This window comes from Reinekea marina, from assembly GCF_030409715.1.
GTDB lineage: Bacteria > Pseudomonadota > Gammaproteobacteria > Pseudomonadales > Natronospirillaceae > Reinekea > Reinekea marina.
Window position 1 is genome coordinate 349,723 of the sequence record NZ_JAUFQI010000001.1, and the last position, 26,681, is coordinate 376,403.

Below are 26,681 nucleotides of genomic sequence, written 5' to 3' on the forward strand. Positions count from 1 at the left end.
TTTAGAGAATTGTCGCTAAACGATTCACGATAGGTATGTCTGCAGGTGCCCATTTTAAAGGCGTGCAGTCGGTCAGTGACAACCAGCGGTATTCATCATGATCAACCAACTGAAGCTCGCCCATGAAGGATGCTATCTGGTAAACATGTAAAACTACTTTTTTATCCCCATAATCATGGGTCGTTTTCATAAAAAACGACCCTATTTCTGTGGATAAATTAAGTTCTTCGGCTAACTCTCGTTCTAAACATTCAGACGCGGTTTCGTTGGCTTCAATTTTTCCACCTGGGAACTCCCAATAACCCGCTAAATGCCGTCCACTACTGCGTTTTGCTGCAAAGACTTTTCCATTGTGAATTAACAAAGCCGCCGTCACATGAATGACAGGGCGCTCTTTTAGGTTACTTCCCAATGCAAAAGCTTCCAAAAATTCGACCTAACAAATCATCTGAACTGAATTCACCGGTAATCTCATTCAATGCATTTTGTGCCACTCTCAGGTCTTCAGCTAACAACTCACCAGCCGCTGGTCCTAAAAGTTGCGCAAGCCCCTTATCAAGTGCATCTTGTGCAACGTTTAGGGCCTCCAAATGTCGTTTACGTGCGATAAAGCCAGACTCATGTTGGCCTTCAAAACCCATTATTTGCTTTAAATGATCTCGTAATACGTCTAAGCCGATTTCTTTATCAGCTGAAATTCTGACAACGGGATAACTATCCTCGCATTCCGTTATTCCAGCACTCTCAAGCGTCTTATCAATTTTATTGCGAACGACGGTTATGCGAGCATCTTCGGGTAATTTGTGCATAAAATCGGGCCAAATAGTCTCTGGGTTTGTTGCATCAGTATCACTTGCATCTACCATCAACAAAATACGATCCGCTCGTTCAATTTCTTGCCATGCTCGTTCAACACCTATTCGTTCAACCTCATCAGGTGCATCTCGCAGGCCTGCAGTATCGATGATATGCAAAGGCATCCCATCTAGGTGTATATGCTCTTTAAGGACGTCTCGTGTCGTACCAGCGATGTCTGTGACAATAGCCCGCTCTTGACCTGCTAAGGCGTTCATTAAACTGGATTTTCCCGCATTGGGTCTACCGGCAATAACCACAGACATGCCTTCTCGCATTAAACTGCCTTGATTGGCCGTTTTAAGCACTTGTCGCAATTGCGCCATAACGCTTGTTAAATCCGACTCGACCTTTCCATCAGACAAAAAGTCGATTTCCTCTTCTGGGAAATCTATGGCGGCTTCTACATAGATTCGCAACTGTATGAGTTGTTCGACCAATGAATGAACTTGTTTTGAAAAGTCGCCTTGCAAGGATCTGACCGCTGATCGAGCGGCTTCTTTTGAACTAGCATCAATTAAATCCGCAATGGCTTCGGCTTGGGTTAAATCTATTTTATCGTTTAAGAAGGCACGTTCTGAAAATTCACCAGGGCGAGCTAATCTGACGCCTAAGGAAACAACTCGCTCCAGTAAAAGCTCTAATATGACAGGTCCGCCGTGCCCTTGCAGTTCCAGAACGTCTTCACCTGTAAATGAGTTTGGACCCGGGAAATAAAGTGCAATACCTTGATCGATGGCACGGTCTTGCGCATCTAGGAAATCACCATAGTGGGCAAACCTTGGTTTAGGAAGTGTACCTAAAATGGCTTGTGCAATATTGGCGGCTTTTGCACCTGAAACACGGATAATACCGACACCACCTCTTCCAGGTGGTGTTGCGACGGCGGCAATGGTTTGCGCACTGAGCATTGTGTTATACCTTTATCGGACAATTTAAACGAAAAAAGGCAGAGTTTAATCTGCCTTTTAGAATACACGCTAGCCAGTTTAGTCGTTACTTGGCTTTTGCGTCTGCCTTTTGAACACTGCGGTTAACGTAGGCTTGCTGCGCAATGGTAATCAAGTTATTCACAAACCAGTATAATGTTAAGCCAGCTGGGAACCATAAGAACATGAAGGTAAACATGATCGGCATCAACTTCATGATTTTAGCTTGCATTGGGTCCATAGTCGGTTGTTGCTGCATTTGCATCTGGAAGAACATAGAAGCACCCATCAACAACGGTAGAACGAAATAAGGGTCCTTAACCGACATGTCGACAATCCAGAAGATAAACGGCGATTGGCGAAGTTCCACAGATTCCATCAACACCCAGTACAACGCAATAAACACAGGCATTTGCACCAACATAGGTAAACAACCACCCAAAGGATTCAGCTTTTCTTTCTGATAAAGCTTCATCATTTCTTGGCTCATCTTTTGACGATCATCGCCATACATGTCGCGCATTTCTTGAATTTTAGGTGCAAACTTCTTCATTTTCGCCATTGAACGATAAGAAGAGGCGGTTAATGGGTATAGCACCATTTTAATGGTTAAGGTCATTAGAACGATAGCCCAACCCCAGTTACCGACTAAACCATGGATTATTTGCAGTAATTTGAAGATTGGATTGGCGATCCACCACAACCAACCATAATCGACGGTTTTCTCTAGGTTAGGCGCTATTTTCTCTAAAGCGTCTTGGTCTTTAGGTCCAACATAAAGTTGAGTTGCAGTCGAAGCAGACTCGCCCGGACCCATAACCATGGTTGGCGCCTGGTAACCGGCATAGAAATGCCCATTTTTACCTTGCTGGCCATAGTAGTTATTTACATCGGTTTGTGCCGGAATGAAAGCCGATAAAAAGTAATGTTGTAAAATAGCGACCCAGCCACCTGTACTGGAATCGGTAAAGCGATCTTTCTCTAAATCTTTAAATTTAACCTTGTTATAGGCTTCATTTGAAGTCGAGAAGGTAGTACCTAGGTAAGAATTCATACCGATACCACCAGTTGCACTAGGATCTTCGCTCTTATCGCGGCGTAATTGAGCAAATAAATTCATTCGGACCGTTTGAGAAGACTTGTTTTCTACATCGTAGCGAATATCCATTAGATAAGAGCCGCTAGTAAAACGGTAAGTTTTCTTAACCACGATGCCATCTTCGCTGATATGGGTTAACACCACATCAAGGCTATCTCCGTTTAAAGTATATTCTGATTGTTCGGATGTATATTGCGCGCGATTTTGAGCGTCTACGCCATTTTCACCCACTAACCCAGATTGAGCGATATAAGTACGGTCAACATTTTCTAAAATCGCGAATGGGACATTTGGGGTATTTATATTGGCAGGGTATTTTGGAAGGCCTGTGTATAAGACATCCCCACCGTTAAGATCGATGGTTACAATCAATTCATCCGTTTTAACGGTCACTAATCGATTGTCAGAGGGCGCCGTCGCAGCGGTAGGTGTTTGATTAGTGGTGCTATTACCCTGTGGGATATCACTTGCCACGTTTTCACTGACTACGCCACTGCTATCAACAACGACTGCCTGTGCAACGTCTGAGGTGGTTGGCTCAACGCCAGAATAGTCTTTTGACCACTGTAATATCATTAAATAAGAAACTACGGCTAATGCAGCCATGATTGATATACGACGAACATCCATTATTTAAAGTTCCAAAGTTGGAAAATGCCCTTTATAGGCGTTTATACGATTAAAAAAGAGGCGAAATGGTACCTGTCGACGGCCTATATTGCCAGTCAGAATTTAGGGATTCAGGTTTTTATTAGCGCGCTTGGCTAATTTTTTAAATTGCTTTTCTATCAACTCATGTAATTCTTTATCTGAAAGCTCTGACAAGCCTTTTCGACCCATAAATATGATGTCTAAATTTGGCAATTTGGATTGATTTAGGCGGAAATAATCTCGGGCAAACCGTTTAACACGATTCCGATCAGTCGCATTTTTTACATTTTTTTTGGAGATGATAAAACCAAGGCGAGGCTTAGTTTCATTAAATTTTGCCAACAATAGGCAATTTGGGGAAGGGGCTTTGACATCTACTTGGTCAAAAACCGTTCGGAAATCTGCTGCCGTGAGAAGTCTTACACGACGTGGAAATCCGAACGTTTTTTCAGCCACTGAATTCTTTAACAAAATGTTAATGAATTAAGCGCTCAATACCGCACGTCCACGAGCACGACGACGAGCTAGGATTTTACGGCCGTTTTTTGTTGCCATACGTGCACGGAAACCGTGGCTACGCTTACGCTTGATGGTACTAGGTTGAAATGTACGTTTCATGTTCACGATCTCTTTTGGTTAGCCATCGTCAGTTTGATGGCTTTACAGTTCTGTGATCAACCTTAAATTTAAAAAGATCAATCGGCTAAAAATTGGATGGCGGATTCTAAAGGCTTTGAACCAGTAAATCAATGATGTTTTTTTGATCATGGACAAATAATCTTTTTTGATCTCAAAGAGGTTTAAATTATTAATATATATATGAATTATATGTTTTTAAGATTTATTGTTATTAGTATTTATTAGAGGAGCCTTTATCTGTGGAAAAGGTTCTGCAGGCCTTTAATTTATTAACGATCAGAGAATGATAAGGTTGTTTAAAAAGACAAGATAAACTGAGTATGGAGGGCGTGTAACCAGTGTATAAGTAGCCGTTTTATGCACAGAACTTTATACACATTTTAGAGCACAAGCTTAATAACAGGCTTATGCGCCTAGTTTTCCACAGCTTTTATCCACAAAAATAGCGATTAAGGGTAGCGATGCCTTGCTCTGTTAGCTAAAATGTTCGGCCGTTTTAATTGAATTGGAGTAAAGGTGCACGAGTCACTTTGGCAGCAATGCATAGAGCAACTACAAAATGAACTGCCTTCTCACCAATTTAATACTTGGCTGCGTCCTCTAATATTGTCTGAATCTGGTGTTTTTACACTATTGGCACCCAATAGATTTATTGCTAACTGGGTTCGAGATAAATATGTTCAGCGAATTCAAACTATTTTAGAAGAACTTGGTTATAACGATGCAATCGAAATAGAAATCGCTAATGGCCAGGGTAAAAAACCGGTCGTTGCCTCTTCTAGACAAGCCGGGGCTAAAAAACCAATTCAAATGGATCTTAAACCATCGGCCAGTGCACCTGTTTCAACAAGCAGTGCATCGCCTGTTGTGATTGAAGATCGTAAGCAGCCAAAAGAAATTGAAGTTCAAACAACAGGCGCTAAACGCGGTAAAGGAAAGGTTCAGAGCTACTTAAACCCTTCCTTTACGTTTAAGTCGTTTGTTGAGGGCAAATCAAACCAGCTCGCATTGGCCGCCAGCCAGCAAATTGCTGAAAATGTCGGTGGGGCTTACAACCCATTGTTTATATACGGTGGAGTGGGTTTAGGTAAAACTCACTTAATGCAGGCCATTGGTAATCACATTATTGATCAAAACCCCGCCGCTAAAGTGGTTTATTTGCACTCAGAACGCTTCGTAGCCGATATGGTCAAGGCATTGCAATTAAATGCGATGCCAGAATTTAAAAAGTTTTACCGTAGTTTAGATGCGCTGTTAATTGATGATATTCAATTTTTCGCAAAGAAAGATCGTTCACAAGAAGAATTTTTTCATACCTTTAATGCACTGCTTGAAGGTAACCAGCAAGTCATTCTTACCTGTGACCGGTTTCCGAAAGAAATTGAAGGTTTAGAAGATCGTTTGAAATCTCGGTTTGGATGGGGTTTAACCGTTGCGGTAGAGCCTCCTGATCTTGAGACGCGTGTTGCTATTTTGATGAAGAAAGCAGAAGAGCAAAAAGTTAAATTACCTGGTGAAGCTGCGTTCTTTATAGCGCAACGGATTCGATCAAACGTTCGTGAATTGGAAGGCGCTTTAAAACGAGTCAGTGCCAATGCTCGATTTACCGGCTCTGCTATTAATACAGCTTTTGTTAAGGAAGCGTTAAAAGACCTATTAGCCTTACAAGATAAGCAAGTCAGTATTGAAAACATTCAACGAACAGTAGCAGAATACTATAAAATAAAGATATCTGATCTTCACAGTAAAAGACGCAGTCGAAGCATTGCACGCCCTAGGCAGGTGGCTATGGCTTTGTCAAAAGAGCTGACTCAACACAGTTTGCCTGAAATAGGTGAGGCATTTGGTGGTCGAGACCATACAACGGTGTTGCATGCATGCCGAAAAGTAAAAGAATTGCGTGAAACTATTCAAGATATACGAGAAGATTACAGTAACTTACATCGAACTTTGACAACATAAAAGATGGAACGAACCTAATGATTCAATTTTCCCTCGCTAGAGAACAACTTATTAAGCCGCTGCAGCTGGTCAGTGGTGTAGTTGAGAAACGTCAAACATTGCCCGTACTTTCTAATGTGTTGTTGGAAGTCGAAGCAAATATGTTGTCGTTAACCGGAACCGATTTGGAAGTCGAGTTGGTCGGACGAGTAGAATTATCTGAGCCAGCAACGGAAGGTGCTATTACGGTACCGGCTAAGAAGTTCTTAGATATTGTACGATCCCTGCCCGACGACGCCATCATCAGTTTGCAGCAAAATGAAGAGCGTGTTCAGGTTGTTAGTGGTCGTAGTAAGTTTACCTTATCTTCTTTAGCCGCGACCGAATTCCCTAATATTGAAAACGACGCTGAAGCTGAGCAATATCAGTTGCCGCAAAATGTAGTCAGCAAACTCATTGAAGCCACAGCTTTTGCAATGGCCCAACAAGACGTTCGCTACTATTTAAATGGTATGTTGGTTGAGTTTCATAACAGCACGGTGAGAACTGTGTCGACAGATGGTCACCGATTAGCGATGAGTGCTAGGCATATCGAAGGGCTAAATGTTGTTGAGCGCAAGCAAGTTATTGTACCTCGTAAAGGCATATTAGAGCTTAATCGTTTGCTCGAAGATAGCGACAGTACGGTGCAGATTGATATCAGTTCGTCGCATTTAAGAGCAGTTACGCCGACTTTTAGTTTTACCACTAAACTCGTAGATGGGAAATTTCCAGATTATGAGCGCGTTATTCCACGTGGTGGCGATAAAGAAATGGTGGGTGATCGTCAGGTTCTTAAATCAATATTCAGCCGCGCGGCTATTTTATCTAACGAAAAGTATCGCGGTGTCAGAATGTCATTGAGTGATGGCAATTTGGTTGTTAAAGCGAATAACCCAGAACAAGAAGAAGCCGAAGTAGCGATCGAAGTGGATTATAACGGTCCAGATATCGAAGTAGGGTTTAATGTGAGTTACCTTCTCGATGTTTTAAACGTTATTAATGGCGAGCAAGTTCGATTTGTGATGGCCGATGCAAACTCGAGCTCGTTGGTTACCGACTTTGATGATGACGCATCTCAATATGTCGTTATGCCAATGCGCCTATAGCGTTTAATCGAGCTTAAAGTGTCAATTGACACATTGTCTGTACAGGGTGTTCGTAATCTCGCGAACACCCAGTTAAATCTGTCCCCGAATGTGAATATATTCTACGGCTTAAATGGGGCAGGTAAGACCTCCTTGCTTGAAAGTATACATTTGCTTTCTATGGCGAGATCTTTTCGCCAAGCCCGCACTAAAACCGTAGTTAGTCATGAGTTAGATGAGCTACTCATAACCGCAAAGGATTCTGATTTAGGCCTGCTAGCCGTCCGAAGGACAGCAAAAGGCCAGGTTCAAATTCGTCAAAACGGCCAGTCACTTGCAAGTCTTGCTGAGTTGGTGCAACAAAAGCCACTACAGCTGATCGATTCCAGTAGTTTTTCATTACTTGAAGGGTCACCCAGTGATCGACGCCAGTTTCTCGACTGGGGTGTTTTTCATCAATTTCCTAACTTTCATTCAGATTGGCAAAAGTTACAAAAAAGCCTTAAAAATCGGAACTCTTTGCTACGTTCTGGTAAACTATCTAAAGCTGAATTTGAAGTGTGGGAGCGTGAATACCTAAGTTGTTCTGAGCGTATTGATCAGGCTAGAAAAGGGTATTTAGAAGGGTTCGTCCCTTGCTTTCATGAGGTGTTATCGGCCTTAATCGAGTTGCCAGAGCTTCGTATTCATTATTATCGAGGTTGGGATAGATCTAAACCGTTGAATGAAGTGATAGAGCATCAAAGGGAGCGTGACCAAAAATTAGGTTACACCCAATCGGGGCCTCAAAGAGCCGATATGAGAATAAAGACGGGTAAGCTTAATGCAGCGGATGTTTTATCGCGGGGCCAACAAAAATTAGTGGTCTGTGCATTAAAGATTGCTCAAAGTGTGTATTTGCAGTCTCAGCAAAAGATGCCAACCACCTTTTTGTTGGATGATTTACCTGCTGAACTGGATCAAAATCATATTCAGAAGTTGGGGGCTTTAATGGAGCGTTTAGAAGGTCAAGTGTTTATGACCTGCGTTGATCCTAAGCCACTCAGTAATTTTTGGAATAAGCCTGAACAAGTAAAGATGTTTCACGTGGAACATGGCGCAGTCATAAACTCTGCGGTCAATGGAGAACAAGAATGAGTGATAATTACGATTCCTCGAGTATTAAAGTACTTAAAGGATTAGATGCAGTTAGAAAACGGCCGGGTATGTACATTGGTGATACCGATGACGGCACGGGTTTGCATCACATGGTATTCGAGGTAGTGGATAATTCTATCGATGAAGCCCTAGCGGGTTATTGCAGTGAGATATCCGTAACTATTCACCCGGATGAATCGATCAGCGTAGAAGATAATGGTCGTGGTATTCCGACAGAGCCTATGGAAGAAGAAGGTGGCAAATCGGCCGCTGAAGTTATCTTAACCGTGCTGCACGCGGGCGGTAAATTTGATGATAACTCTTATAAAGTTTCAGGCGGTTTACACGGTGTTGGTGTTTCAGTTGTAAACGCACTATCGGCTGAGCTAAAAATGACCATTCGCCGAGAAGGTAAAGTACACGAACAAGTCTATCGCCATGGTGTACCTATTGAGCCGTTAAAAGTAGTAGGCGATGCCTCTACAACAGGTACGAAGGTAACCTTTATGCCTTCCAGTGAAACCTTCGGTAATATTGAATATTCTTTCGATATATTAGCTAAACGCCTAAGAGAGCTTAGCTTCCTGAACTCAGGCGTTGCTATTCGTCTAAAAGATGAGCGAACTGGCAGTGAAGAGTTTTTCCACTATGAGGGTGGTCTAAAGGCTTTTGTGACTTACCTAAATCAAAATAAGACAACCATTAACGAAGTGTTTCACTTCAACTTTGAGCGTGAAGAAGATGGTATTGCCGTAGAAGTTGCGTTGCAGTGGAATGATAGCTACCAAGAAAATATCTTCTGTTACACCAATAATATCCCTCAACGTGATGGTGGTTCTCACCTTGCTGGTTTCCGCGCGGCCCTGACACGAACCCTTAATGGTTACATTACGCAAGAGAATGTACAAAAGAAGCAAAAGGTTGCCACAACGGGCGACGATGCTCGAGAAGGTTTGACTGCCATTATTTCGGTTAAAGTTCCAGATCCTAAGTTTAGCTCTCAAACAAAAGACAAGTTGGTTTCTTCTGAAGTAAAACCTGCCGTTGAACAAGAAATGGGTCGAGTATTCGCTGAATACCTATTAGAACACCCAAATGAAGCTAAGGTAATCGTTGGTAAAATGATTGACGCGGCTCGGGCGCGAGAAGCGGCTCGAAATGCACGTGATATGACTCGCCGAAAGGGAGCTCTCGATATTGCCGGTCTGCCTGGAAAGCTAGCAGATTGCCAAGAGAAAGACCCTGCATTATCAGAGATATACCTTGTGGAAGGGGACTCTGCTGGCGGTTCAGCCAAGCAGGGGCGCGATCGTAAGGCGCAGGCTATTTTGCCGTTGAAGGGTAAAATCCTTAACGTTGAAAAAGCGCGCTTCGACAAGATGTTGCAATCGCAAGAAGTTGGCACTCTAATTAAGGCGCTGGGCACCGGCATTGGGCGAGAAGAGTTTAATGTTGAAAAGCTGCGCTATCACAGCATCATTATTATGACCGATGCCGACGTTGATGGATCTCACATCCGTACTTTATTGTTAACCTTCTTTTTTAGGCAAATGCCTGAGTTGATTGAAAACGGGCATATATTTATTGCGCAGCCACCGTTATATAAAATCAAAAAAGGTAAGCAAGAGACTTACATTAAAGATGAAGCCGCTTTAGAGCAATTCTTGTTGTCACAAGCTCTTGAAGGCACCACTTTATACGTAAACGACTCTGCTCCAGGAATCGGTGAAGTTCAATTAGAAGCGCTTGTTACTCAATATAAGGCTGTTTTAGCCCGGATTGAGAAGATGAGTCGGGTATACCCTAAAGCGGTGCTTGAGCAATTGCTTTACATGCCTAAGCTAGCCGTTGACCAACTTGGAAACCAAGAAGCTGTTGCGAGCTGGTGTGATGATTTAAGCGAAGCTTTAGTTAATTTTAGATCTGGTTCCGCTGAATACCAGGTTCTGTTAGAAGAAGACAAAGAGCGTCATATTTTCTTACCGAAAATACAGGCTACCGCTCATGGCCTAAGTACAGATTACCCAATTTCACACAGTTTCTTTGAAAGTAATGACTACAGGTTGATTGTTGAGTTAGGGGATACCTTACAAGGTTTAATTGAAGAGGGTGCCTATATTGCTCGTGGAGAAAAGAAACACGAAGTAAGCTCATTTGAGGAAGTTATTGAATGGTTAATGGGCGAAGCAAAACGTGGTTATCAGATTCAACGCTATAAGGGTCTGGGCGAAATGAACCCAGAGCAATTATGGGAAACAACCATGGATCCTGAGGCAAGACGTATGTTAAAGGTTACGATCGAAGATGCCGTTGCGGCCGATCAAATCTTTACGACGCTGATGGGCGATGATGTTGAACCTAGACGTGAATTTATTGAGTCTAATGCTTTGATGGTGTCAAACTTAGACTACTAAGTACCATTGCCGTTAAATTTAAAAAGCCTACCTTCTGAAAAGAGGTAGGCTTTTTTGTTCCACGTGGAACACTTTACTTTCTTAGTTTCATTTCCATCCATAAAACATCATGGTATTGATCAAATTTTCGGCCTGCTTCATTCAATATACCCACCTCATAAAAGCCCATTTTCTTATGTAACCCTATAGACGCTGAATTAGGCAACGTAATCAATGCATGTGCACGGTGAACGTCTTCTTTTTCTAAGCGATCAAATAAAGCCTCGTACAAAACAGATCCTAACCCTTTGTGATTAACATTCGATGCTTTATAGATACTTACTTCAACCGAGGTGTCATAGGCGGCCTTTGGCCTTAGAGGTCCGGAATTAGCATAAGCGACTACTTTAGAGTCGACCTCTGCCACAAGGCATTGATGCCGACCAGAATGACCAAATTGATTAAACCAAGGGAGTCTAGTTTCAGTGGAATAGGGCAGGGTATCGAAAGTGACCGCAGTATCTTCAATAAACGGATTAAGGATTGAAACAACGGCTGAGAGATCTTTTTCTTCAATATGTCTAATGGTAACTTTTGGGTGCATGTATAGCCTTAAAAATGGATTACGGAGATTCGTTAGGCCAGTAATACTCAATAGGGAACTTTCCTCTTTCGTTAGGAATTAGGCCTTCTTTGGCTAACAGTTGGTGCTGTAATAACGAACCAGAGTGTTGAGTGATTTTTCGCTGACTGTTTATGATTCTAAACCAGGGTAAATGACTGCCTTCGGGAAGGGTTCTTAACCAAGCTTGTATTTGTCTTACATGCACGCCACAAAGTTGGGCAATCGCCCCGTAACTTGTGTAATAGCCCTCCGGAATGGAGGCTAAGGTTTGGAAAAATATGGTTTTGTCGTTCATCGCACTGTGCATTTACACTTGAATGACTAAGCATAAACTGAAAGACAAAAAAAAGCCCAACAAATAATAGTTGGGCTTTTTAGTTAATTGCAAAAAATTAAAGTGCGTTTAATACCGCTTCCACTGAAGAGTGCTCGAATCCACCTTCTTCAATGCCAATCCATTCAACGACACCATTATTAGCTATTAACGCGTAGCGTTCTGAACGAACACCCATGTTTGCATCGGTTAAATCTAAAACTAAATCCACGGCTTCAGTAAAATTAGCACTGCCGTCTGCAATCATACGTATATTTTCTGCGTTCTGAGATTCGCCCCAAGCACCCATCACCCAGGCATCATTGACACTGAGGCATACAATTTCATCTACGCCTTTAGCTTTCAACTCATCCGCTTTTACAACAAAGCCTGGAAGGTGAGCAGCGCTGCAAGTTGGCGTAAACGCGCCTGGAAGTGCGAAAAGCACGACCTTTTTGTTTGCAAAGATTTCATCACTGGAAACCTTCACAGGCCCTTCTTTTGATAGTTCAGATAGTTCAACACTGGGTAAAGTATCACCGACTTTAATAGGCATAATAAATCTCTTATTGTATGAAAAGTACTTAAACAATGGGGACAAGTTGCACGCTTTCAATGCTTACTTTTCACCATACTCACTATTTAGACGGCCATTCCCGATTAAATACTGCTAGACTAAAGAGATATCTTGTTATAATTGTGAGTTACTTCTATTTTGCTTAAGTTTAATTCCCATTTGATTCATAAGAAGCTTTTAGCATTCGGAATGTTTGTTCTTTTCGCACTTCAGCAAATGTCAGTCGCCGCTGAAACTACAACAACCGTTGAACTGAATAACCAGCCATCTCCTTTTCTGGGCTCGTTTGTTGAATTCCTCCCCGATAAAGATGATGCCCTTTCACCGTTCTCGATTGCTTTGCCTGAATGGTCCTCGCAATGGCAAAGCTATGATAAAGACATTATTAATTTAGGTTATGCCACAATTCCTTACTGGATTCGGTTTAGAGTAGACGCATCGGCGTCACTCTATAAACAGTGGGACCTAGTGATCAGTACGGCTGTATTAGATTACATAGATATCTACCAAATCTTTGAAGATACAGGGCCTAGGCTAATTTATCGTTCAGGTATGCAACGGTCTTTTGCGAATAGAATAGAAGATCATCGGTTTTCAATTGTGCCGCTTAAAATATACAACGAACCGGGCAAGCCTACAGAGTTTATGTTGCGCGTTAAAACAAAAGGTTCTTTTTACATGCCACTAAAGCTCTACCCGAGTGGCGATTTTTGGTCTCCTTTGCAAAAGCAAGATATTTTCAACTGGATGTTTTACGGCGTAATTCTAGCCATGGCGTTGTACAACCTATTTTTATACACCTCGGTTAAAGACTCTGCGTACCTATATTATGTGTTCTTTATTTCCTCGTTTGCGATGTTACACCTTTCACTCGACGGCTATATCTTTCAGCATTTCTGGCCATTTGACCAAGGCTATAGTTATGCACCAGATACTGTTTTTACACTAATGACGGCCATGTTCGGCTTCCTTTTTCTCAGCAAATTCATGGATTTAAAGCATCAGCTCCCAAACATTAACCGAGTTATTGTTTCACTGGCGCTGATCCAAATTCCAATTATCTCCTTATCAATTTACTACCATGATGTTGCGTTCGATCGTTGGACATTACTGCCGATATCTCTCATGTTGGTTTTAGCGGTTTGCGTTGGCTTTTATGCGACGGCTAAAGGTCTCGAAACAGCAAGGTACTTCTTAATTGCGTGGTTATTGTTTGCCTTAGGCAATACCTATTTGATGATTTCTTTATCAGGTGCAAACTTATTTGATTTTTCGCCTTTGCTGGTATCAAAAGCCTCTGCATTTGCTGAGGCGATGCTTTTGAGCTTTGCTTTAGCGCAAAGAATACGACGACTCAGTGATGATCGTGAAAAACAACGTATTAAAGCGGAAGCGCAAAGTTACTTTTTAGCCCAAGTAAGCCACGAAATTCGAACCCCGCTTAACGGCGTTTTAGGGACAGTAGAGCTATTAGATCAGACAGATTTAAACCAAGAGCAAAAAGGTTACATAAATATCATTAAAGGGTCTGGGCAGTCTTTGTTAACCCTTGTGGGTGATGTTCTTGATTATTCTAAAATTGAAGCCGGAAAAATGGACGTTAAATATGATCAGGTAGCAATACAGGATCTGGCCACCCAAGAATTTGAATTATTCAGGCCGAATGCGGCACAAAAGAATTTAGAGTTTACGCTCCATATTTCCAGCAATGTTCCAACATGGGTCTCAACAGATGCACACCGTTTGCGACAAATTTGGTCTAACCTAATTTCTAATGCGATTAAGTTTACGGATTACGGCTACGTCAGAGTCTTTTTAGGAGTCACAGTCGAAAACGATGTGAAACAGCTCAGTTTTTCAGTAAGCGACAGTGGCATGGGTATACCTATAAATGAGCAGCCATCACTATTTAACGCCTATAAACAAGTGAAAGTAGGTAAGCGAAGAGTTTATGGAGGAACCGGCTTAGGCTTGGCAATTTCTAAAGAATTAGTCGAGTTGCTGGGAGGTTCAATTTCGTTAGAAAGTGACTTAGGTAAAGGGTCTATCTTTAAAATACTATTACCGTTGAATGTAGTTGAGCTCCCAGAACTGCCCTCAGAAAAAGAGCTTAAAATAGAGCCAGGCCGAACAATGAAAATTTTGGTGGCTGAAGATAACTTAGTGAACCAAAAGGTAGTGGAAGGTTTATTAATTAAATTGGGCCATTCTGTCAGTGTGGTACACCACGGTAAAGACGCACTGGAAAGAAGACAGTCGGCTGATTTTGATTTCGACCTTATTTTGATGGATTGTGAGATGCCAAGTATGGATGGTTACGAAGCGACAGCAAGAATTAGAGCATTTGAAAAACAAGAACGCTTGCCTGAAATTCCAATTGTCGCGCTGACCGCACATGCCCTGGAGGAAGTACGTAATCGTTGCATTCAATCGGGTATGACTGACTTTTTAACTAAGCCAATAAATACCAATAAATTGATTCGAACTTTAAACAAATATTAATTAGGCGGCTGTAGAAACCTTATTGCGTCCCTCATTTTTTGAAGCATAGAGTGCGCCATCGGCTCTATTTATCCATTCTTCAGTGGCTTCGTTTTTTACCAATTGAGCCACACCGGCTGAAATGGTAATGGGGACCGGTTTGTTTTGAAAATGAAATGGTCGGGATTCTATTCGCTGTCGTATTTTATCAACCGCCGTAAACGCCTCTTCTAAGGAAGTTTGCGGTAATAGTAAAATAAATTCCTCGCCACCAAAGCGGGCTAAAAAGTCTGAAGCGCGGGATACTTTTTTCATTTCTTTTGACATCATTTTTAACACTTTATCACCGACAAGATGTCCAAACTGATCGTTAATGCGTTTAAAAAAATCAATATCCAAAACAGCAATGCTAATGGCTTGGTTAAAGCGCTGAGCGCGAGTGAGCTCTTCATTCAGCCTTTGCTCAAAACCAAGCCTGTTGGGTAATTGAGTGAGGGGGTCATGCATACTCAATTGCCGTTCTTTTTGTAGAGCCTTGATCAGTGAAACATTCTCACTTTCTAGCGCTTGAATGTGCTCATTCATTACAATTTTATTAGCATTAAGGTTAGACAGTTTTCCAGCGTAACTGCTTTGATAAGCTTCTAAACGATTTGTAATTGCGTCGAGAGATTCGAGTAAATCGTTTTTGAGTAAATTCAGTTCACTGTGTTGGTCAATTTTATCGCGAGCATCGCTCATTTGCTGACTGATACTGCTGTTAAAATCTAAATTTATTTGTTTGATTTCATCGAGCGTCCTTGAATCGTCGGCAACGATGTCATTGATGCGCTTGAGCTTTAAATTGAGTTCAGCTAGGTAGTCTTCAAATTGCTCTTTTTCTTTTGTAACTCGCTCTTGCAATAAAGTAATAATTTTCGATGCTAATTTATCTAAGGTTTCCCAATCAGGCGTGGGTGAGAGCGATTTTGATAACTCAACCAGCACTCCGTCTTGGTCCCCCAATTGCGCTAAGGCTTCGATTAAAGATAAAAATCGGGAACTTAATCGTTCTCTTACCTTATCTAAATCTTCGTTTACAGTACCCTCAGATACTGGGTGCAAAAGGACCTTATCTATTTCGGCAGATATGGGTTCGGCTATTTGGATGAGATCATTTATTAAAGCGTCCTTTTGTAATAACGGACCAACGAGTGATTCTCTTCTCTGTTCAGTGCTGCCATGCAAGAGTCTTCTAAAGGAATCACCAAAACGATTTATGTTGGCTTGCATATCAAGTTCTAGCTCATCATAGACCGCCTCAGCATCGCTTAATGCTGCCTTTAGGGCATCATCAGAAACATCATTCGATTTAAGAAGGCTACGGAACTCTTTTAACTTAACATCTAGCTTTGCATCTAAGCCCATTAACATAAGTGCTAAGCTGTTAGCACTTTGTTCACATGCATTAATATCTTGAGGCATCGATTAAAACCTACTTACGGGATAAATGATTAGTATAGCCTAAGTCTCAACACTGCCAGCTAAAATGGCTTTTCGATCTCGATTGCAACCGGGAGGTGGTCCGATAAGGCAAAATCGAGTACGGCCATACGTTCAACTTTTAAGTGTTGGCTAATGAGTATTTGGTCAAAACACTTTACCGGACGCCAGCTGGGGTAGGTCGCTCGCGCATGAGCCGACTTTAGGTTGCACTCACTAAGAGGGGAGTCATTAAGTATTCTTAAACTGTGCGTATTCATATCCCCCATGATAATGGCATGACGATATCGATTAACGAGGTTTTTAATATAGCGAAGTTGCTTGTTTTGAGCCTCGCGTGTTAACGCTAAATGAACGACCACAATTAATACGGGTTCGATATCGCCAATTTCGAATGCTATCGCACCACGACCCTTTAGTCCGGGAAGGGCATGGTTATCGATTCTAATTGGCTGTAAATCACTGATCACGCCATTACTGTGCTGACCCCATTTACCTAAATTACGGTTGCGTTGTTGATGCCAAAATTCTTTGTTGGCGGCTTTTGCAAGGTAATGAATTTGATTTATGAATTGCGTTCTGTAACTTCCACCATCGACCTCTTGAAGTGCTACTAGGTCAAAGTGCTGTATTAATTGAGCAATTTTATCAAGGTTTGTTAAACGGGATTTCGAAGGCAGTATGTGTTGCCATGCCCGAGTTAAGTAATCTCGGTAGTGGCGAGTTTGAATGCCTACTTGAATGTTATAGGACAATAACTTGAGCGTGTCTTTCTGATGATTCGCTTGATCGTGCAGGTAGCGTTGCCAAGGCTCCAGTACAACAGGGGTGCACATTTGTTTGTAGGACAAGTTGTTTAACATGCTGGCAACGCAATGAAGGTGTTTTTATAGACTAGCAGATTTTGAAATGAATTCTGTAGAAGTTACCGATAAAGAAGTCACCCGCACTCTTTTTAGTGCGGGTGTAACTTTTTATTGAGCAGCGTCACGCTCTACAAGCCATTTAGCAACTTCTAACGCGACATTATTGCCACCAACCGCGCCAGAGTCTATTAAGTATTTACCATTGGCCATAATTGATGGCGTGCCTTGGATTCCGCTCTTACCAGTTAACTGAATACTTTGATTCACTTTCCCAGCTACGCCAAATGAATTAGCCATCGCCATATATTGATCTTCTGACACGCCAAAACGAGTAAAGAACTTCGCGAAAGCTTTATCCGAACGCATGGGTTTACGTGCTACGTGAAACTCATTGTAGATTGCTTGGTGGGCATCGTCGTTGATCTTTAGTAGCACAGAGGCGTAGTAAGCCTTTACTTCGGCAGATTGACGCTCGTTAAACATGACAGGTACTGGTGAAAATCGAATGTTTTCCGGTAGGCTCTTTTTAAAAGCTTGAGCGGCGGGTTCTAGATTGAAACAATGAATACAGCCATAACTGAAGAACTCTGTAATCTCTCCAATTTCGTCACCACTGTAAGTTGTAGGTAGTGGGTTGGCTAGAGTTCGATAGTGAACACCTTCTACCCATTTATCTTCAGCGGCGGCGAAAAGTGACACCGCGAATAAGGCCGCTGTAATCATAAGTTTTTTAATCATGTTCGTGCTCCAAAAAAAGAATGTCTTGTCTGCTCTATAGTGCCTTGAGGGCTTAAACAAAAAAAGCGAGTAGAAGTCTCCTTCTGCTCGCTTTTCAGTATCTTTACTGCGCTTGAATATAAGCTGAACAATAAATCTTAATGTAGACCTTGGATATAACTTGCTAAGGCTTCAATTTCGAAATCTTTCAAATTGAAAGCAATACTACGCATAATTTTTGCTTCACCATCATTAATGCGGTTATCAGCCGCTGGCTCATCAAAACGATAGCCCTTTTGGAATTTCTTCAATTGCGCGATGGTGTAATCAGCGTGTTGGCCCGATAACGCAGGGAAACCGCCTAATGCAATACCTTCCCCTTTAGGAGAGTGGCAACCTGCACAGGCAGGAACACCCGTTTTAGCATTTCCGGCTTTGTACAATGCTTCGCCAAGTTTAACTAGTTCAGGGTCCGCTTGACCTACTTGAGTACTTTGAGCGGCGTAAAAAGCGCTGATATCTTCAAGTTGTTGATCAGTGTAGGGTGTTAATAGGCCGGTCATCTCAACAATGACACGATTGCCTTCTTTAATATCCTTTAACTGCTTAACCAAGTACTTTTCACCTTGGCCGGCCAATTTAGGAAAAGTAGCGACGGCGCTGTTACCATCGGCACCGTGGCACCCTGCACATACAGCAGTCAGTGCTTTACCATCTTCTGCATTACCAGCAGCATTGGCGCCAGCGGCCAAACCGGCAATGACTAAAAAGCTTACTAATAGTTTTTTCATATCGCATTCCAGGCTAAATTTTTGTCATTGTTCGCACCAGCACTATCGCTGAGCCATTAATAAAGTGCCGATAGTATATAGAGTAGATCAGAAAACCGCTACAATGCTAATTACATCATCAAACTTTTAAATGGTTCTATATGTCTTCAATTAAGTATGACTCCGCCGAATTTATGACCAGCGCAGCAAAATATTCGCAATGCCCAGCCGATATAGGCTCCGAAGTGGCCTTTGCAGGTCGATCTAATGCCGGTAAAAGTTCTGCTATGAATACAATCACCCGAAACTCAAAGCTCGCGAGAATTTCAAAAACACCGGGACGCACTCAATTACTGAACTTTTTTACCTTATCAGGTGGTGAATACCGGTTAGTCGATCTCCCAGGTTATGGCTTTGCCAAAGTAAATAAAAATATGAAAGCCGATTGGGAAGAAAATATCGGCGAATACATGGCAGAGCGACTCAGTTTAAAAGGTGTCGTTCTTTTGATGGATATTAGACACCCGTTGACTGAATTCGACCGAATGATGATCGACTGGGCTGTAACCGCTGAAATGCCATTGCGCGCCGTGCTTACTAAATCTGACAAATTAAAAAAAGGTCCGGCAAAGAGCACCTACTTAAAAGTACAAGCTGAGCTGCAATCTAAAGCGCCCTGGTTAAGTGCTCAAATGTTCAGTTCATTAAAGAAAGAAGGTGTGCCTGAATTAAATCAATGGATCACTGAACAGTTAACAGACGTAAACAACGAAGAAGAGCCGAACGAAGAATCAGTTTGAGCAAATGTATCGGCCTGATACCAATAAATTGCCTTCATCATCGATCAGTTCAAAGTGATCTAATGTGCACAGCAGAGTTGGCTTTGACGGTTGGGAAACAGGGCGAATAAAGTTGATATCGACACTGCGTATCGTGCATTTCCAGTGCTTTCCTAGAGTGGCCACAACGACGTTTAAGGTACATAAGCCTTGTATAAACGATTTTTTATGACCAAACAGGCGAGCGCCAATAGAGGAAATGTGCATTGGGTTCAAATCGCCCGATAACTTACCGTATTGCTGGCCCAGTGAGCGACCAATATCTATTTTTAAGCTGTCGGCCATTTTATTATTTAATAAGGTGGCCTTGGTGTTTCGGCGCTGAGTTTCTTCGCTGCTCAAATTAAGTTGTTTTACGAAATCCTCATCTAAGCCTGCAACGTAGAGTTCATCTTCCAGATGCATAATGTCTTGGCCGCGAACATTTTTTACAATTGATAAAAAACGAATCATAACGGCGCGCTTGCTGTGCGGTTTCACGCCCAAATAATGCACATAGGTAGAATAATGCTCGCCAACCTGAAAGCCGTCTTTACTCAACATTAGCAGCCGACTGCTTAAGTGCATTATGCGCCCAAAACTGATGCCAATTTCCTTGAGCACTTGCATCAAAGCCCAAACACCGGCCGGTGCACTAAACGTAAATGCCTGTGGATAGGGTAAATCATAGCCAGTAAGTTTGAGCCATGCCGCCATCTTTTTTTCTGTTAAAAACCAAGTGGTTTTCATAGGCGGCAGTTCAGAATTTAGAGAGAGGGTTTCATCTTGAGCGATGCTTTTAAAAACTTTGTAATAAAACTTTGTCGCATAGCCAAAGCCAGAAGAGGGCGTTTCAAACCATTTGGATTTTAATTTGGCCATAAAAAAGCATCTGATATGAAAGAAAGTGGGTTGCCTATTCAATGAATATAGCAGAAAACCACGATAGTAAGTTGTCATTACTAATAATTAAACTGCAAACCTGACTAAAAGGCCAATTAAATAATTAACCCTACCTCATGACGATTGGCTTACAGGCCGCTATACTAGCGGTCTTTGTCGAGTGCTTCCTTTATGAAAAAACGTTTTATCGCCGGTGTAGTGTGCCCAAAATGTGGTGCTGCCGATGCAATGCGTGCAGGTGAAAATGAAGACGGAACGGTCTTAGAGCGCGAATGTGTAGACTGTGGCTTCACCGACAAGCTCAGCACGGGGTTGAATGTGCCGAATGAGCTCACGACTCGGGTGAATGACCCATTAAAACCTTCAACAGAACATGAACCGGTACAAATCGTAAAATTTATTGAATAAGGAACGTCCTGCTGTGTCTAGTAATACCAATTCTCCGCTTGTAGGAATCATCATGGGGTCTCAATCTGATTGGGCGACCATGAGTCATGCCTCTGAAACACTCACATCCCTTGGCATCGTCCATGAATGTAAAGTGGTCTCTGCCCATAGAACGCCTGATTTATTATTTGAATATGCCACAGAAGCCGACACTCGAGGCCTTAAAGTTATCATTGCCGGAGCCGGCGGTGCAGCCCATTTGCCAGGAATGTGTGCAGCAAAAACACATTTACCCGTTTTAGGGGTGCCGGTGCAAAGCAGTATGCTCAGTGGCGTAGACTCTCTGTTGAGTATTGTGCAAATGCCTGCCGGCATTCCAACAGGCACCCTAGCTATTGGTAAAGCTGGGGCAATAAACTCAGCTCTAATGGCGGCCAGTATTCTGTCGTTGAATGACGAATCTATCAAAGCGGCATTACTATCTTATCGGACAAAGCAGACCGACACCGTGTTAGCAAACCCAATTCCAGGTGAGGTGAAATGAAATTAGCAATCGTAGGCGGAGGTCAGCTGGGTCGAATGATGGCTCAAGCTGCACTGCCATTGGGAATAAAGACGGTTCTACTTGATCCATCGGATCAAGCCTGTGGAGGTGATTGCGGCGATCTGATCATTGCCGATTACGCTGATGAAAAGGCTCTAGACCAACTGACGGATAAAACAGACGCCGTGACGTTTGAGTTTGAAAATGTCCCTGCCGCTGCATTTGCTAGACTTGAGCGAGCTTTGCCAGCATTTCCGCCAGCGAAAGCGCTCGATACGGCTCGTGATCGTTGGAATGAAAAATCGTTGTTTCAATCGTTAAACATTACAACTGCGCCGCTCGCGTTAGTCGATGATCAAGCAAGTTTAGAAGCGGGTTTAGAAAAAGTAGGGTTGCCTGCCGTGTTGAAAACACGCACCCTTGGCTATGATGGCAAAGGGCAAAAAGTTATTCGCGAGAACAAAGACATAGCCGGTACTTTTACAGAGCTGGGCTCGGTGCCAATGTTACTGGAAGGGTTTGTAGCATTTGATTACGAGGTGTCTTGTATCAGTGTTCGGTCGAAGCAGGGCGATTGTAAGTTTTACCCGTTAGTTGAAAATGAACACCGCCAAGGCATATTGCACAAGAGCCAACCATTGATAAACCATCCGTTGCAATCTAAAGCTGAACAGGCCGCACAATCCGTCATGAACGCTCTCGATTATGTCGGTGTAATGGCGTTTGAATTTTTTGTAAAAGGTGATGAGCTGATAGCTAATGAAATAGCCCCTAGGGTCCATAACTCAGGACACTGGAGCATAGAAGGCTCTGCTTGCAGCCAATTTGAAAATCACGTTCGTGCTGTTTTGGGTCTTCCATTAGGTTCTACAGAAACGTTACACCCAATAGCAATGCTTAATGTAATCGGTGCACGTCCAGATATCTCGAAACTTTTGTCGGTTCCTGGAGTGCATCTAAACGATTACGGTAAATCAGAACGGCCAGGACGGAAAATTGCACATATCAATATAAGTGCACCTTCTCAAGCCGAGTTAACGGTTCGTGTTAAAGCCGTTGAAGCATTGTTGGTTAATCAGCTTTAGTCGAATCGCAGTCATGCTTCTTGCGTGGTATTTAAGGTTAATAGACACGCCGGAAGAATACGGTCAATAACCAAAGTGACCGCACCATAAACATACAATGAAAGCTCAACCACAACCCTGTGTTGGACTCGATTAAAAACCAACTGATGCCAAAAAAGCTTAAAAAGCCAAAGACCACGCTGTTACGCATGGCTTTTGATTCTCGTGCACCAATGAATATACCGTCTAACCAAAATGCTAATCCACCCGTGATCGGTAGCCACGCAATGAGCCAGATGACTTGATTGGCTTCGATAAGCACATCTGGCTGGCTATTCAGCAATGCCACAAAATGGCTGCCGAACACACCAAAAAAAGCGCTCATGGTGAGCATAAATCCAACCGTTAATAAGAATGTGGTTTTAAACACTAACCTTTTGAGTGGCTTATTGTTACGACCAATAGCATGACCCGTTTGAGCCTCTGCGGCAGCGGCAGTGCCGTCTAAAAAATGCGAAATAAAGTAGAAAAACTGCAGCAGTAACCCATTGGCTGCAAGTGTAGACGCTCCTAAATCTGCACTAATTCGACTGAACCATAAAAAACTGGTCAGTAAAATAAAGGTACGAACAAAGATATGGGAACTGACTTCGAAGATTGGTTTAAAAGCCTGCCATTTAATGCTAAATGAACTAACTTTCGCGTTTTTTAAAGACGTTGACTGAAAAGTTCGCCACAATCGCCACAATATTAAACTTAGGCCAAGGTACTCACTGATGACTGTACCCCAAGCAATACCATCAATTGTCATGCCCAGCCCATAAACGAACCATAGGTTTAAGCCGATATTTGCCACTTGGCTTACGGCGACTGTTTGTAAGCCAATCTTTGTGTTTTGCATGCCAATAAAAAAGCCCAGCAATAAAGAATTTAACACTAATGCCGGGACGCCAAACATTCGGATACTTAAATACAGTTGGGCTTGTTCTGCGACGACCGCTGGCGGGTTTATAAACGTTAGCCCTACTTTGATGAAAAGCGGCGAAAACAAAATGAACGATACGATTAAGAAAAGCGCTAAAGCTAGGTAGCGATACAACGTCAGTTTTAACTCGGTGTAATTTTTCTGACCAAGGAGTTGCGATGTAAACCCCGATAAACCCATGGCCAGAAAATTAAAACCGCCAAATACATAAGCCATGAGTGCCAGGCCCGCAGTTACACCAGCTAAATAGAGGCTGTTGTCGAGGTGGCCGAGTATCGCCGCATCGGTTAACCCTAATAATGGCATAGACATATTCGCCAATATAACTGGCCACGCTAGCGACCAGCTTTTAAAAAGTGCTGTTTTTTCCTCTTTTGCAAAAATATTTGCGAAAAAATTAAATATTTTTAATGACATAGATCAACTTTAAGTGACTGATTTATATAGATTTTCTCACAAATATACATCGGCTGATGGTTTTTTGATCTAAAAACCCTCTTGGGTGTTTAAATTAACACTGTTTATACTAAGGGTGTAAGGATTTCATCGGTTTCTATAAGGATTCTAAGAAAACTTATTCAATTGAGTTAATTGAATCCTTTGATGACCAAAAATAACAATAAACAGGGGTGAATTATGCCGTTTAAGCTGCTTGTTAGAACAGTGGCACTACTGGTCTTTGCGTTGAGTTCTCTCGCGCATGCCGACTGGGAATTAAATATGCCACGAGGTGTCACAGACATAAGTGCGGATGTGTATGGTCTGCACATGCTGACGTTTTGGGTCTGCGTTGTCATTGGCATACTGGTGTTTGGTGTCATGTTCTACGCAATGTTCAAACACAGAAAATCAAAAGGGGCCGTTGCCTCTAATTTCCATGAAAGTACAAAAGTAGAATTACTTTGGACCATTATTCCAACCATCATCATTGTTGCCATTGGTGTTCGAGCCTTCTTTACATTGGAAAAAATGTACGATTTTGAAGACTCCTCTATGACGGTAGAAGTTGTTGGTTATCAATGGAAGTGGCGTTATACCTATTTGGATGAAAACCCAGATGAACAAGTGAGTTTCTTCTCAACGTTAACTACGCCTCAAGATCAGATTAATAACTTACAAGAGAAGTCAGAAAACTACTTACTTGAAGTTGATGAGCCATTGGTTTTACCTGTCGGCACGAAAGTTCGCTTTGTGTTGTCGTCGGCTGATGTAATTCACAGCTGGTGGGTACCGCAGTTAGCCGTTAAGAAAGATGCAATTCCAGGTATTGTGAATGAAAGCTGGACCATTATTAATGAGCCAGGCACTTACCGTGGCCAGTGCACTGAGCTGTGCGGTAAAGATCATGGCTTTATGCCAGTAGTAGTAATTGCAAAGCCTCAAGCTGAATTTGATGAGTGGTTAGCGGGCAAGAAAGAAGAAGCCCGTAAATTGGCTGAGTTAACACAAAAAGATTGGACCTTTGATGAACTCATGACCTTGGGTGAATCGGTTTACCAGAAGAACTGTGCCTCTTGTCACCAAGCCAATGGCGAAGGTGTACCGGGTGTATTCCCTGGCTTAAAAGGCAGCCCAATTGCCACCGGCGCGGTATTTGATCATTTAGATGTAGTGATTAATGGGTCTGCGAAGAACCCAGCCATGTCAGCCTTTGGCGCACAATTGAGCGAAGTAGATCTAGCTGCGGTTATTACCTACGAGCGAAATGCGTGGGGCAATGACATGGGCGATATGGTTACGCCAGTAGACGTTCTCAACTTTAATTCGGGTCAATAGGAGATTTGTTATGACAGCAGTTACCGATCATCACGATGATCATGAACATCATGGCCCGGCTAAAGGTATAGGCCGCTGGTTATATTCTACCAACCACAAAGACATCGGCACACTGTATCTATGGTTCAGTTTTGCTATGTTTATTTTAGGTGGTGCTTTTGCAATGGTCATCCGTGCTGAATTATTTCAGCCGGGTTTGCAATTAGTTCAACCTGAGTTTTTCAACCAAATGACTACCATGCATGGTTTGGTGATGGTATTTGGTGCAGTCATGCCAGCGTTTGTGGGTTTAGCTAACTGGATGATCCCACTCATGATTGGTGCGCCAGATATGGCGTTACCACGCATGAATAACTTGAGTTTTTGGATTCTTCCTTTTGCGTTTGCCATGTTGGCCAGCACGTTGTTTATGGAAGGCGGCGCACCTAACTTTGGTTGGACCTTTTACGCGCCATTATCGACAACGTATGCGCCTCCAAGTGTAACCTTCTTTATTTTTGCGGTTCATATTATGGGTGCGAGCTCAATTATGGGGGCAATTAACGTTGTTGCGACCATTTTGAATATGCGCGCTCCAGGTATGACTTGGATGAAGATGCCATTATTCGTGTGGACGTGGTTAATCACGGCGTTCTTGTTGATCGCGGTAATGCCAGTGTTGGCTGGCGTGGTTACGATGATGTTGATGGATATTCACTTCGGCACCTCTTTCTTTAATGCCGCTGGGGGTGGTTCACCTGTATTGTTCCAGCATTTATTCTGGTTCTTTGGTCACCCAGAAGTGTACATCATGATTTTACCGGCCTTTGGTGTGGTTTCCGCTATCATTCCAACCTTCTCGCGTAAGCCACTATTTGGCTATGCGTCTATGGTATACGCCACTGCGTCGATTGCTTTATTGAGTTTCATTGTTTGGGCTCACCACATGTTTACCGTTGGTATCCCATTTGCCGGTGAATTGTTCTTTATGGCCGCCACCATGTTGATCTCGATTCCGACAGGTGTGAAGGTATTTAACTGGGTCACCACTATGTTCCGTGGTTCGATCACATTTGAAACTCCGATGCTGTTCTCAATCGCCTTCGTGGTGTTGTTTACCATTGGTGGCTTCTCAGGGTTGATGCTTGCGGTGGCTCCTGCAGATTTCCAGTATCACGATACTTACTTTGTTGTTGCTCACTTCCACTATGTTCTTGTTCCGGGCGCTGTATTCTCAATTATGGCGGCTGCCTATTACTGGTTACCTAAGTGGTCAGGCAAAATGTACAACGAGACATTAGGTAAGGTTCACTTTTGGTTGAGTTTTGTGGGCGTTAACTTAACGTTCTTCCCACAACACTTTATTGGCTTGGCCGGTATGCCACGTCGAATTCCGGACTATGCCGTGCAGTTTGCCGATTTCAACATGGTGTCGAGTGTGGGTGCGTTCTTGTTTGGTGCGAGCCAGATCTTATTCCTGTACATCGTGATCAATACGATTATGGCAGGTAAGAAAGCGCCAGCGAAACCTTGGGAAGGTGCGGAAGGGCTTGAGTGGACTGTACCATCTCCAGCGCCGTTCCATACTTTTTCTACGCCACCTAAAGTAGATTAAGAAGACGT

General features: G+C 42.7%; 27 protein-coding genes. 12 read left to right on the forward strand and 15 right to left on the reverse strand.

Annotated elements, in window-relative coordinates:
• Position 1: 1 nt before the first annotated feature.
• The 6 genes from QWZ13_RS01940 to rpmH form a co-directional block, all read right to left on the reverse strand.
• The gene (locus QWZ13_RS01940; protein WP_290280300.1) at positions 2-427 is read right to left on the reverse strand and encodes a (deoxy)nucleoside triphosphate pyrophosphohydrolase; all 426 of its coding nucleotides are present in this window, start codon (positions 425-427) and stop codon (positions 2-4) included.
• Entirely contained in the window at positions 402-1,706 is a 1,305-nt protein-coding gene (mnmE, locus tag QWZ13_RS01945; RefSeq protein ID WP_290283244.1) for a tRNA uridine-5-carboxymethylaminomethyl(34) synthesis GTPase MnmE, read from the reverse strand. The genes QWZ13_RS01940 and mnmE overlap by 26 nt, the downstream gene beginning before the upstream one ends.
• Positions 1,655-1,834: a hypothetical protein gene (locus tag QWZ13_RS01950; protein ID WP_290280302.1), complete on the reverse strand. Its 180-nt coding sequence runs from the start codon at positions 1,832-1,834 to the stop codon at positions 1,655-1,657. Before QWZ13_RS01950 ends, mnmE begins: the two co-directional genes overlap by 52 nt.
• 17 nt (positions 1,835-1,851) lie before the next feature.
• On the reverse strand, positions 1,852-3,513 hold the full coding sequence (gene yidC, locus QWZ13_RS01955; protein ID WP_290280304.1) for a membrane protein insertase YidC: 1,662 nt from the start codon (positions 3,511-3,513) through the stop codon (positions 1,852-1,854).
• 102 nt (positions 3,514-3,615) lie between these two features.
• Positions 3,616-3,990: a ribonuclease P protein component gene (gene rnpA / locus QWZ13_RS01960; RefSeq protein WP_290280306.1), complete on the reverse strand. Its 375-nt coding sequence runs from the start codon at positions 3,988-3,990 to the stop codon at positions 3,616-3,618.
• A gap of 27 nt (positions 3,991-4,017) precedes the next feature.
• Positions 4,018-4,152, reverse strand: coding sequence for a 50S ribosomal protein L34 (gene rpmH / locus QWZ13_RS01965; protein ID WP_216000867.1), 135 nt, complete (start codon positions 4,150-4,152; stop codon positions 4,018-4,020).
• Between the two features lie 537 nt (positions 4,153-4,689).
• Here rpmH and dnaA point away from each other — a divergent pair.
• The 4 genes from dnaA to gyrB are packed head-to-tail and all read left to right on the forward strand — an operon-like array spanning position 4,690 to position 10,792.
• Positions 4,690-6,135 carry a chromosomal replication initiator protein DnaA gene (gene dnaA / locus QWZ13_RS01970; RefSeq protein WP_290280308.1) on the forward strand — a complete coding sequence of 482 codons (1,446 nt, stop codon included), beginning with the start codon at positions 4,690-4,692 and terminating at the stop codon, positions 6,133-6,135.
• A gap of 20 nt (positions 6,136-6,155) precedes the next feature.
• Positions 6,156-7,262, forward strand: a complete 1,107-nt coding sequence (gene dnaN / locus QWZ13_RS01975; protein WP_216001084.1) for a DNA polymerase III subunit beta — start codon at positions 6,156-6,158, stop codon at positions 7,260-7,262.
• Positions 7,263-7,280: 18 nt separating this feature from the next.
• The gene (recF, locus tag QWZ13_RS01980; RefSeq protein WP_290280309.1) at positions 7,281-8,378 is read left to right on the forward strand and encodes a DNA replication/repair protein RecF; all 1,098 of its coding nucleotides are present in this window, start codon (positions 7,281-7,283) and stop codon (positions 8,376-8,378) included.
• A complete protein-coding gene (gene gyrB / locus QWZ13_RS01985; protein WP_290280310.1) occupies positions 8,375-10,792 on the forward strand; it encodes a DNA topoisomerase (ATP-hydrolyzing) subunit B in 2,418 nt (805 codons plus the stop codon). Before recF ends, gyrB begins: the two co-directional genes overlap by 4 nt.
• A gap of 73 nt (positions 10,793-10,865) precedes the next feature.
• Here gyrB and QWZ13_RS01990 read toward each other — a convergent pair whose 3' ends face one another.
• The 3 genes from QWZ13_RS01990 to QWZ13_RS02000 all read right to left on the reverse strand — a co-directional run bounded on the left by QWZ13_RS01990 (position 10,866) and on the right by QWZ13_RS02000 (position 12,265).
• A complete protein-coding gene (locus QWZ13_RS01990; protein WP_290280311.1) occupies positions 10,866-11,426 on the reverse strand; it encodes a GNAT family N-acetyltransferase in 561 nt (186 codons plus the stop codon).
• Positions 11,395-11,703, reverse strand: coding sequence for an MGMT family protein (locus QWZ13_RS01995; RefSeq protein WP_290280312.1), 309 nt, complete (start codon positions 11,701-11,703; stop codon positions 11,395-11,397). Before QWZ13_RS01995 ends, QWZ13_RS01990 begins: the two co-directional genes overlap by 32 nt.
• A gap of 85 nt (positions 11,704-11,788) precedes the next feature.
• Positions 11,789-12,265, reverse strand: coding sequence for a peroxiredoxin (locus QWZ13_RS02000; RefSeq protein ID WP_216000873.1), 477 nt, complete (start codon positions 12,263-12,265; stop codon positions 11,789-11,791).
• Between the two features lie 35 nt (positions 12,266-12,300).
• Between QWZ13_RS02000 and QWZ13_RS02005 the strand changes: the two genes are divergently transcribed.
• Both QWZ13_RS02005 and QWZ13_RS02010 read left to right on the forward strand, forming a co-directional pair.
• On the forward strand, positions 12,301-12,432 hold the full coding sequence (locus QWZ13_RS02005) for a hypothetical protein (RefSeq protein ID WP_290280313.1): 132 nt from the start codon (positions 12,301-12,303) through the stop codon (positions 12,430-12,432).
• Entirely contained in the window at positions 12,425-14,788 is a 2,364-nt protein-coding gene (locus QWZ13_RS02010) for a hybrid sensor histidine kinase/response regulator (protein WP_290280314.1), read from the forward strand. The genes QWZ13_RS02005 and QWZ13_RS02010 overlap by 8 nt, the downstream gene beginning before the upstream one ends.
• On the opposite strand, the gene QWZ13_RS02015 is transcribed toward QWZ13_RS02010, so the two are convergent.
• From QWZ13_RS02015 to QWZ13_RS02030, 4 genes are all read right to left on the reverse strand, one after another.
• Complete coding sequence (locus QWZ13_RS02015; RefSeq protein WP_290280315.1) at positions 14,789-16,231, reverse strand: sensor domain-containing diguanylate cyclase; 1,443 nt, start codon at positions 16,229-16,231, stop codon at positions 14,789-14,791.
• A gap of 59 nt (positions 16,232-16,290) precedes the next feature.
• The gene (locus QWZ13_RS02020) at positions 16,291-17,112 is read right to left on the reverse strand and encodes an endonuclease/exonuclease/phosphatase family protein (protein ID WP_216000876.1); all 822 of its coding nucleotides are present in this window, start codon (positions 17,110-17,112) and stop codon (positions 16,291-16,293) included.
• Positions 17,113-17,223: 111 nt separating this feature from the next.
• On the reverse strand, positions 17,224-17,853 hold the full coding sequence (locus tag QWZ13_RS02025) for a thiol:disulfide interchange protein DsbA/DsbL (protein ID WP_290280316.1): 630 nt from the start codon (positions 17,851-17,853) through the stop codon (positions 17,224-17,226).
• 137 nt (positions 17,854-17,990) lie between these two features.
• Positions 17,991-18,623 carry a c-type cytochrome gene (locus QWZ13_RS02030; RefSeq protein WP_290280317.1) on the reverse strand — a complete coding sequence of 211 codons (633 nt, stop codon included), beginning with the start codon at positions 18,621-18,623 and terminating at the stop codon, positions 17,991-17,993.
• 140 nt (positions 18,624-18,763) lie between these two features.
• Between QWZ13_RS02030 and yihA the strand changes: the two genes are divergently transcribed.
• Entirely contained in the window at positions 18,764-19,402 is a 639-nt protein-coding gene (gene yihA, locus QWZ13_RS02035; RefSeq protein WP_290280318.1) for a ribosome biogenesis GTP-binding protein YihA/YsxC, read from the forward strand.
• Here yihA and QWZ13_RS02040 read toward each other — a convergent pair.
• Positions 19,394-20,380: a MaoC/PaaZ C-terminal domain-containing protein gene (locus QWZ13_RS02040; RefSeq protein WP_290280319.1), complete on the reverse strand. Its 987-nt coding sequence runs from the start codon at positions 20,378-20,380 to the stop codon at positions 19,394-19,396. The genes yihA and QWZ13_RS02040 overlap by 9 nt on opposite strands.
• A gap of 114 nt (positions 20,381-20,494) precedes the next feature.
• Between QWZ13_RS02040 and QWZ13_RS02045 the strand changes: the two genes are divergently transcribed.
• Genes QWZ13_RS02045 through QWZ13_RS02055 form a run of 3 tightly spaced genes read left to right on the forward strand, consistent with a single transcriptional unit; the run spans position 20,495 to position 22,339 of the window.
• Positions 20,495-20,731 (forward strand): YheV family putative zinc ribbon protein, encoded by a 237-nt coding sequence (locus tag QWZ13_RS02045; RefSeq protein ID WP_216000881.1) that lies wholly within the window; start codon positions 20,495-20,497, stop codon positions 20,729-20,731.
• A 52-nt stretch (positions 20,732-20,783) separates the two neighbouring features.
• Complete coding sequence (purE, locus tag QWZ13_RS02050; RefSeq protein ID WP_290283245.1) at positions 20,784-21,254, forward strand: 5-(carboxyamino)imidazole ribonucleotide mutase; 471 nt, start codon at positions 20,784-20,786, stop codon at positions 21,252-21,254.
• Positions 21,251-22,339: a 5-(carboxyamino)imidazole ribonucleotide synthase gene (locus QWZ13_RS02055; protein ID WP_290280320.1), complete on the forward strand. Its 1,089-nt coding sequence runs from the start codon at positions 21,251-21,253 to the stop codon at positions 22,337-22,339. The genes purE and QWZ13_RS02055 overlap by 4 nt, the downstream gene beginning before the upstream one ends.
• Before the next feature lie 37 nt (positions 22,340-22,376).
• Here the strand turns inward: QWZ13_RS02055 and QWZ13_RS02060 are convergent, their stop codons facing one another.
• Positions 22,377-23,615: an MATE family efflux transporter gene (locus QWZ13_RS02060; protein ID WP_290280321.1), complete on the reverse strand. Its 1,239-nt coding sequence runs from the start codon at positions 23,613-23,615 to the stop codon at positions 22,377-22,379.
• Positions 23,616-23,939: 324 nt separating this feature from the next.
• Here QWZ13_RS02060 and coxB point away from each other — a divergent pair, with 324 nt between their 5' ends.
• Complete coding sequence (coxB, locus tag QWZ13_RS02065) at positions 23,940-25,079, forward strand: cytochrome c oxidase subunit II (RefSeq protein ID WP_216000885.1); 1,140 nt, start codon at positions 23,940-23,942, stop codon at positions 25,077-25,079.
• A 10-nt stretch (positions 25,080-25,089) separates the two neighbouring features.
• Positions 25,090-26,673, forward strand: coding sequence for a cytochrome c oxidase subunit I (gene ctaD / locus QWZ13_RS02070; protein ID WP_216000886.1), 1,584 nt, complete (start codon positions 25,090-25,092; stop codon positions 26,671-26,673).
• The last annotated feature ends 8 nt before the right edge of the window (positions 26,674-26,681 follow it).

What these genes read in the sequence shown, in the direction of transcription:
- yidC (WP_290280304.1), bottom strand. Translation starts at nt 3,513, where the DNA reads ATGGATGTTCGTCGTATATCAATCATGGCTGCATTAGCCGTAGTTTCT.
- rpmH (WP_216000867.1), bottom strand. Translation starts at nt 4,152, where the DNA reads ATGAAACGTACATTTCAACCTAGTACCATCAAGCGTAAGCGTAGCCAC.
- gyrB (WP_290280310.1), top strand. Translation starts at nt 8,375, where the DNA reads ATGAGTGATAATTACGATTCCTCGAGTATTAAAGTACTTAAAGGATTA.
- QWZ13_RS01995 (WP_290280312.1), bottom strand. Translation starts at nt 11,703, where the DNA reads ATGCACAGTGCGATGAACGACAAAACCATATTTTTCCAAACCTTAGCC.
- QWZ13_RS02000 (WP_216000873.1), bottom strand. Translation starts at nt 12,265, where the DNA reads ATGCCTATTAAAGTCGGTGATACTTTACCCAGTGTTGAACTATCTGAA.
- QWZ13_RS02005 (WP_290280313.1), top strand. Translation starts at nt 12,301, where the DNA reads ATGGGGACAAGTTGCACGCTTTCAATGCTTACTTTTCACCATACTCAC.
- QWZ13_RS02015 (WP_290280315.1), bottom strand. Translation starts at nt 16,231, where the DNA reads ATGCCTCAAGATATTAATGCATGTGAACAAAGTGCTAACAGCTTAGCA.
- QWZ13_RS02020 (WP_216000876.1), bottom strand. Translation starts at nt 17,112, where the DNA reads ATGTTAAACAACTTGTCCTACAAACAAATGTGCACCCCTGTTGTACTG.
- QWZ13_RS02025 (WP_290280316.1), bottom strand. Translation starts at nt 17,853, where the DNA reads ATGATTAAAAAACTTATGATTACAGCGGCCTTATTCGCGGTGTCACTT.
- QWZ13_RS02030 (WP_290280317.1), bottom strand. Translation starts at nt 18,623, where the DNA reads ATGAAAAAACTATTAGTAAGCTTTTTAGTCATTGCCGGTTTGGCCGCT.
- yihA (WP_290280318.1), top strand. Translation starts at nt 18,764, where the DNA reads ATGTCTTCAATTAAGTATGACTCCGCCGAATTTATGACCAGCGCAGCA.
- QWZ13_RS02040 (WP_290280319.1), bottom strand. Translation starts at nt 20,380, where the DNA reads ATGACAACTTACTATCGTGGTTTTCTGCTATATTCATTGAATAGGCAA.
- QWZ13_RS02045 (WP_216000881.1), top strand. Translation starts at nt 20,495, where the DNA reads ATGAAAAAACGTTTTATCGCCGGTGTAGTGTGCCCAAAATGTGGTGCT.
- purE (WP_290283245.1), top strand. Translation starts at nt 20,784, where the DNA reads ATGGGGTCTCAATCTGATTGGGCGACCATGAGTCATGCCTCTGAAACA.
- QWZ13_RS02055 (WP_290280320.1), top strand. Translation starts at nt 21,251, where the DNA reads ATGAAATTAGCAATCGTAGGCGGAGGTCAGCTGGGTCGAATGATGGCT.
- QWZ13_RS02060 (WP_290280321.1), bottom strand. Translation starts at nt 23,615, where the DNA reads ATGTCTATGCCATTATTAGGGTTAACCGATGCGGCGATACTCGGCCAC.
- coxB (WP_216000885.1), top strand. Translation starts at nt 23,940, where the DNA reads ATGCCGTTTAAGCTGCTTGTTAGAACAGTGGCACTACTGGTCTTTGCG.
- ctaD (WP_216000886.1), top strand. Translation starts at nt 25,090, where the DNA reads ATGACAGCAGTTACCGATCATCACGATGATCATGAACATCATGGCCCG.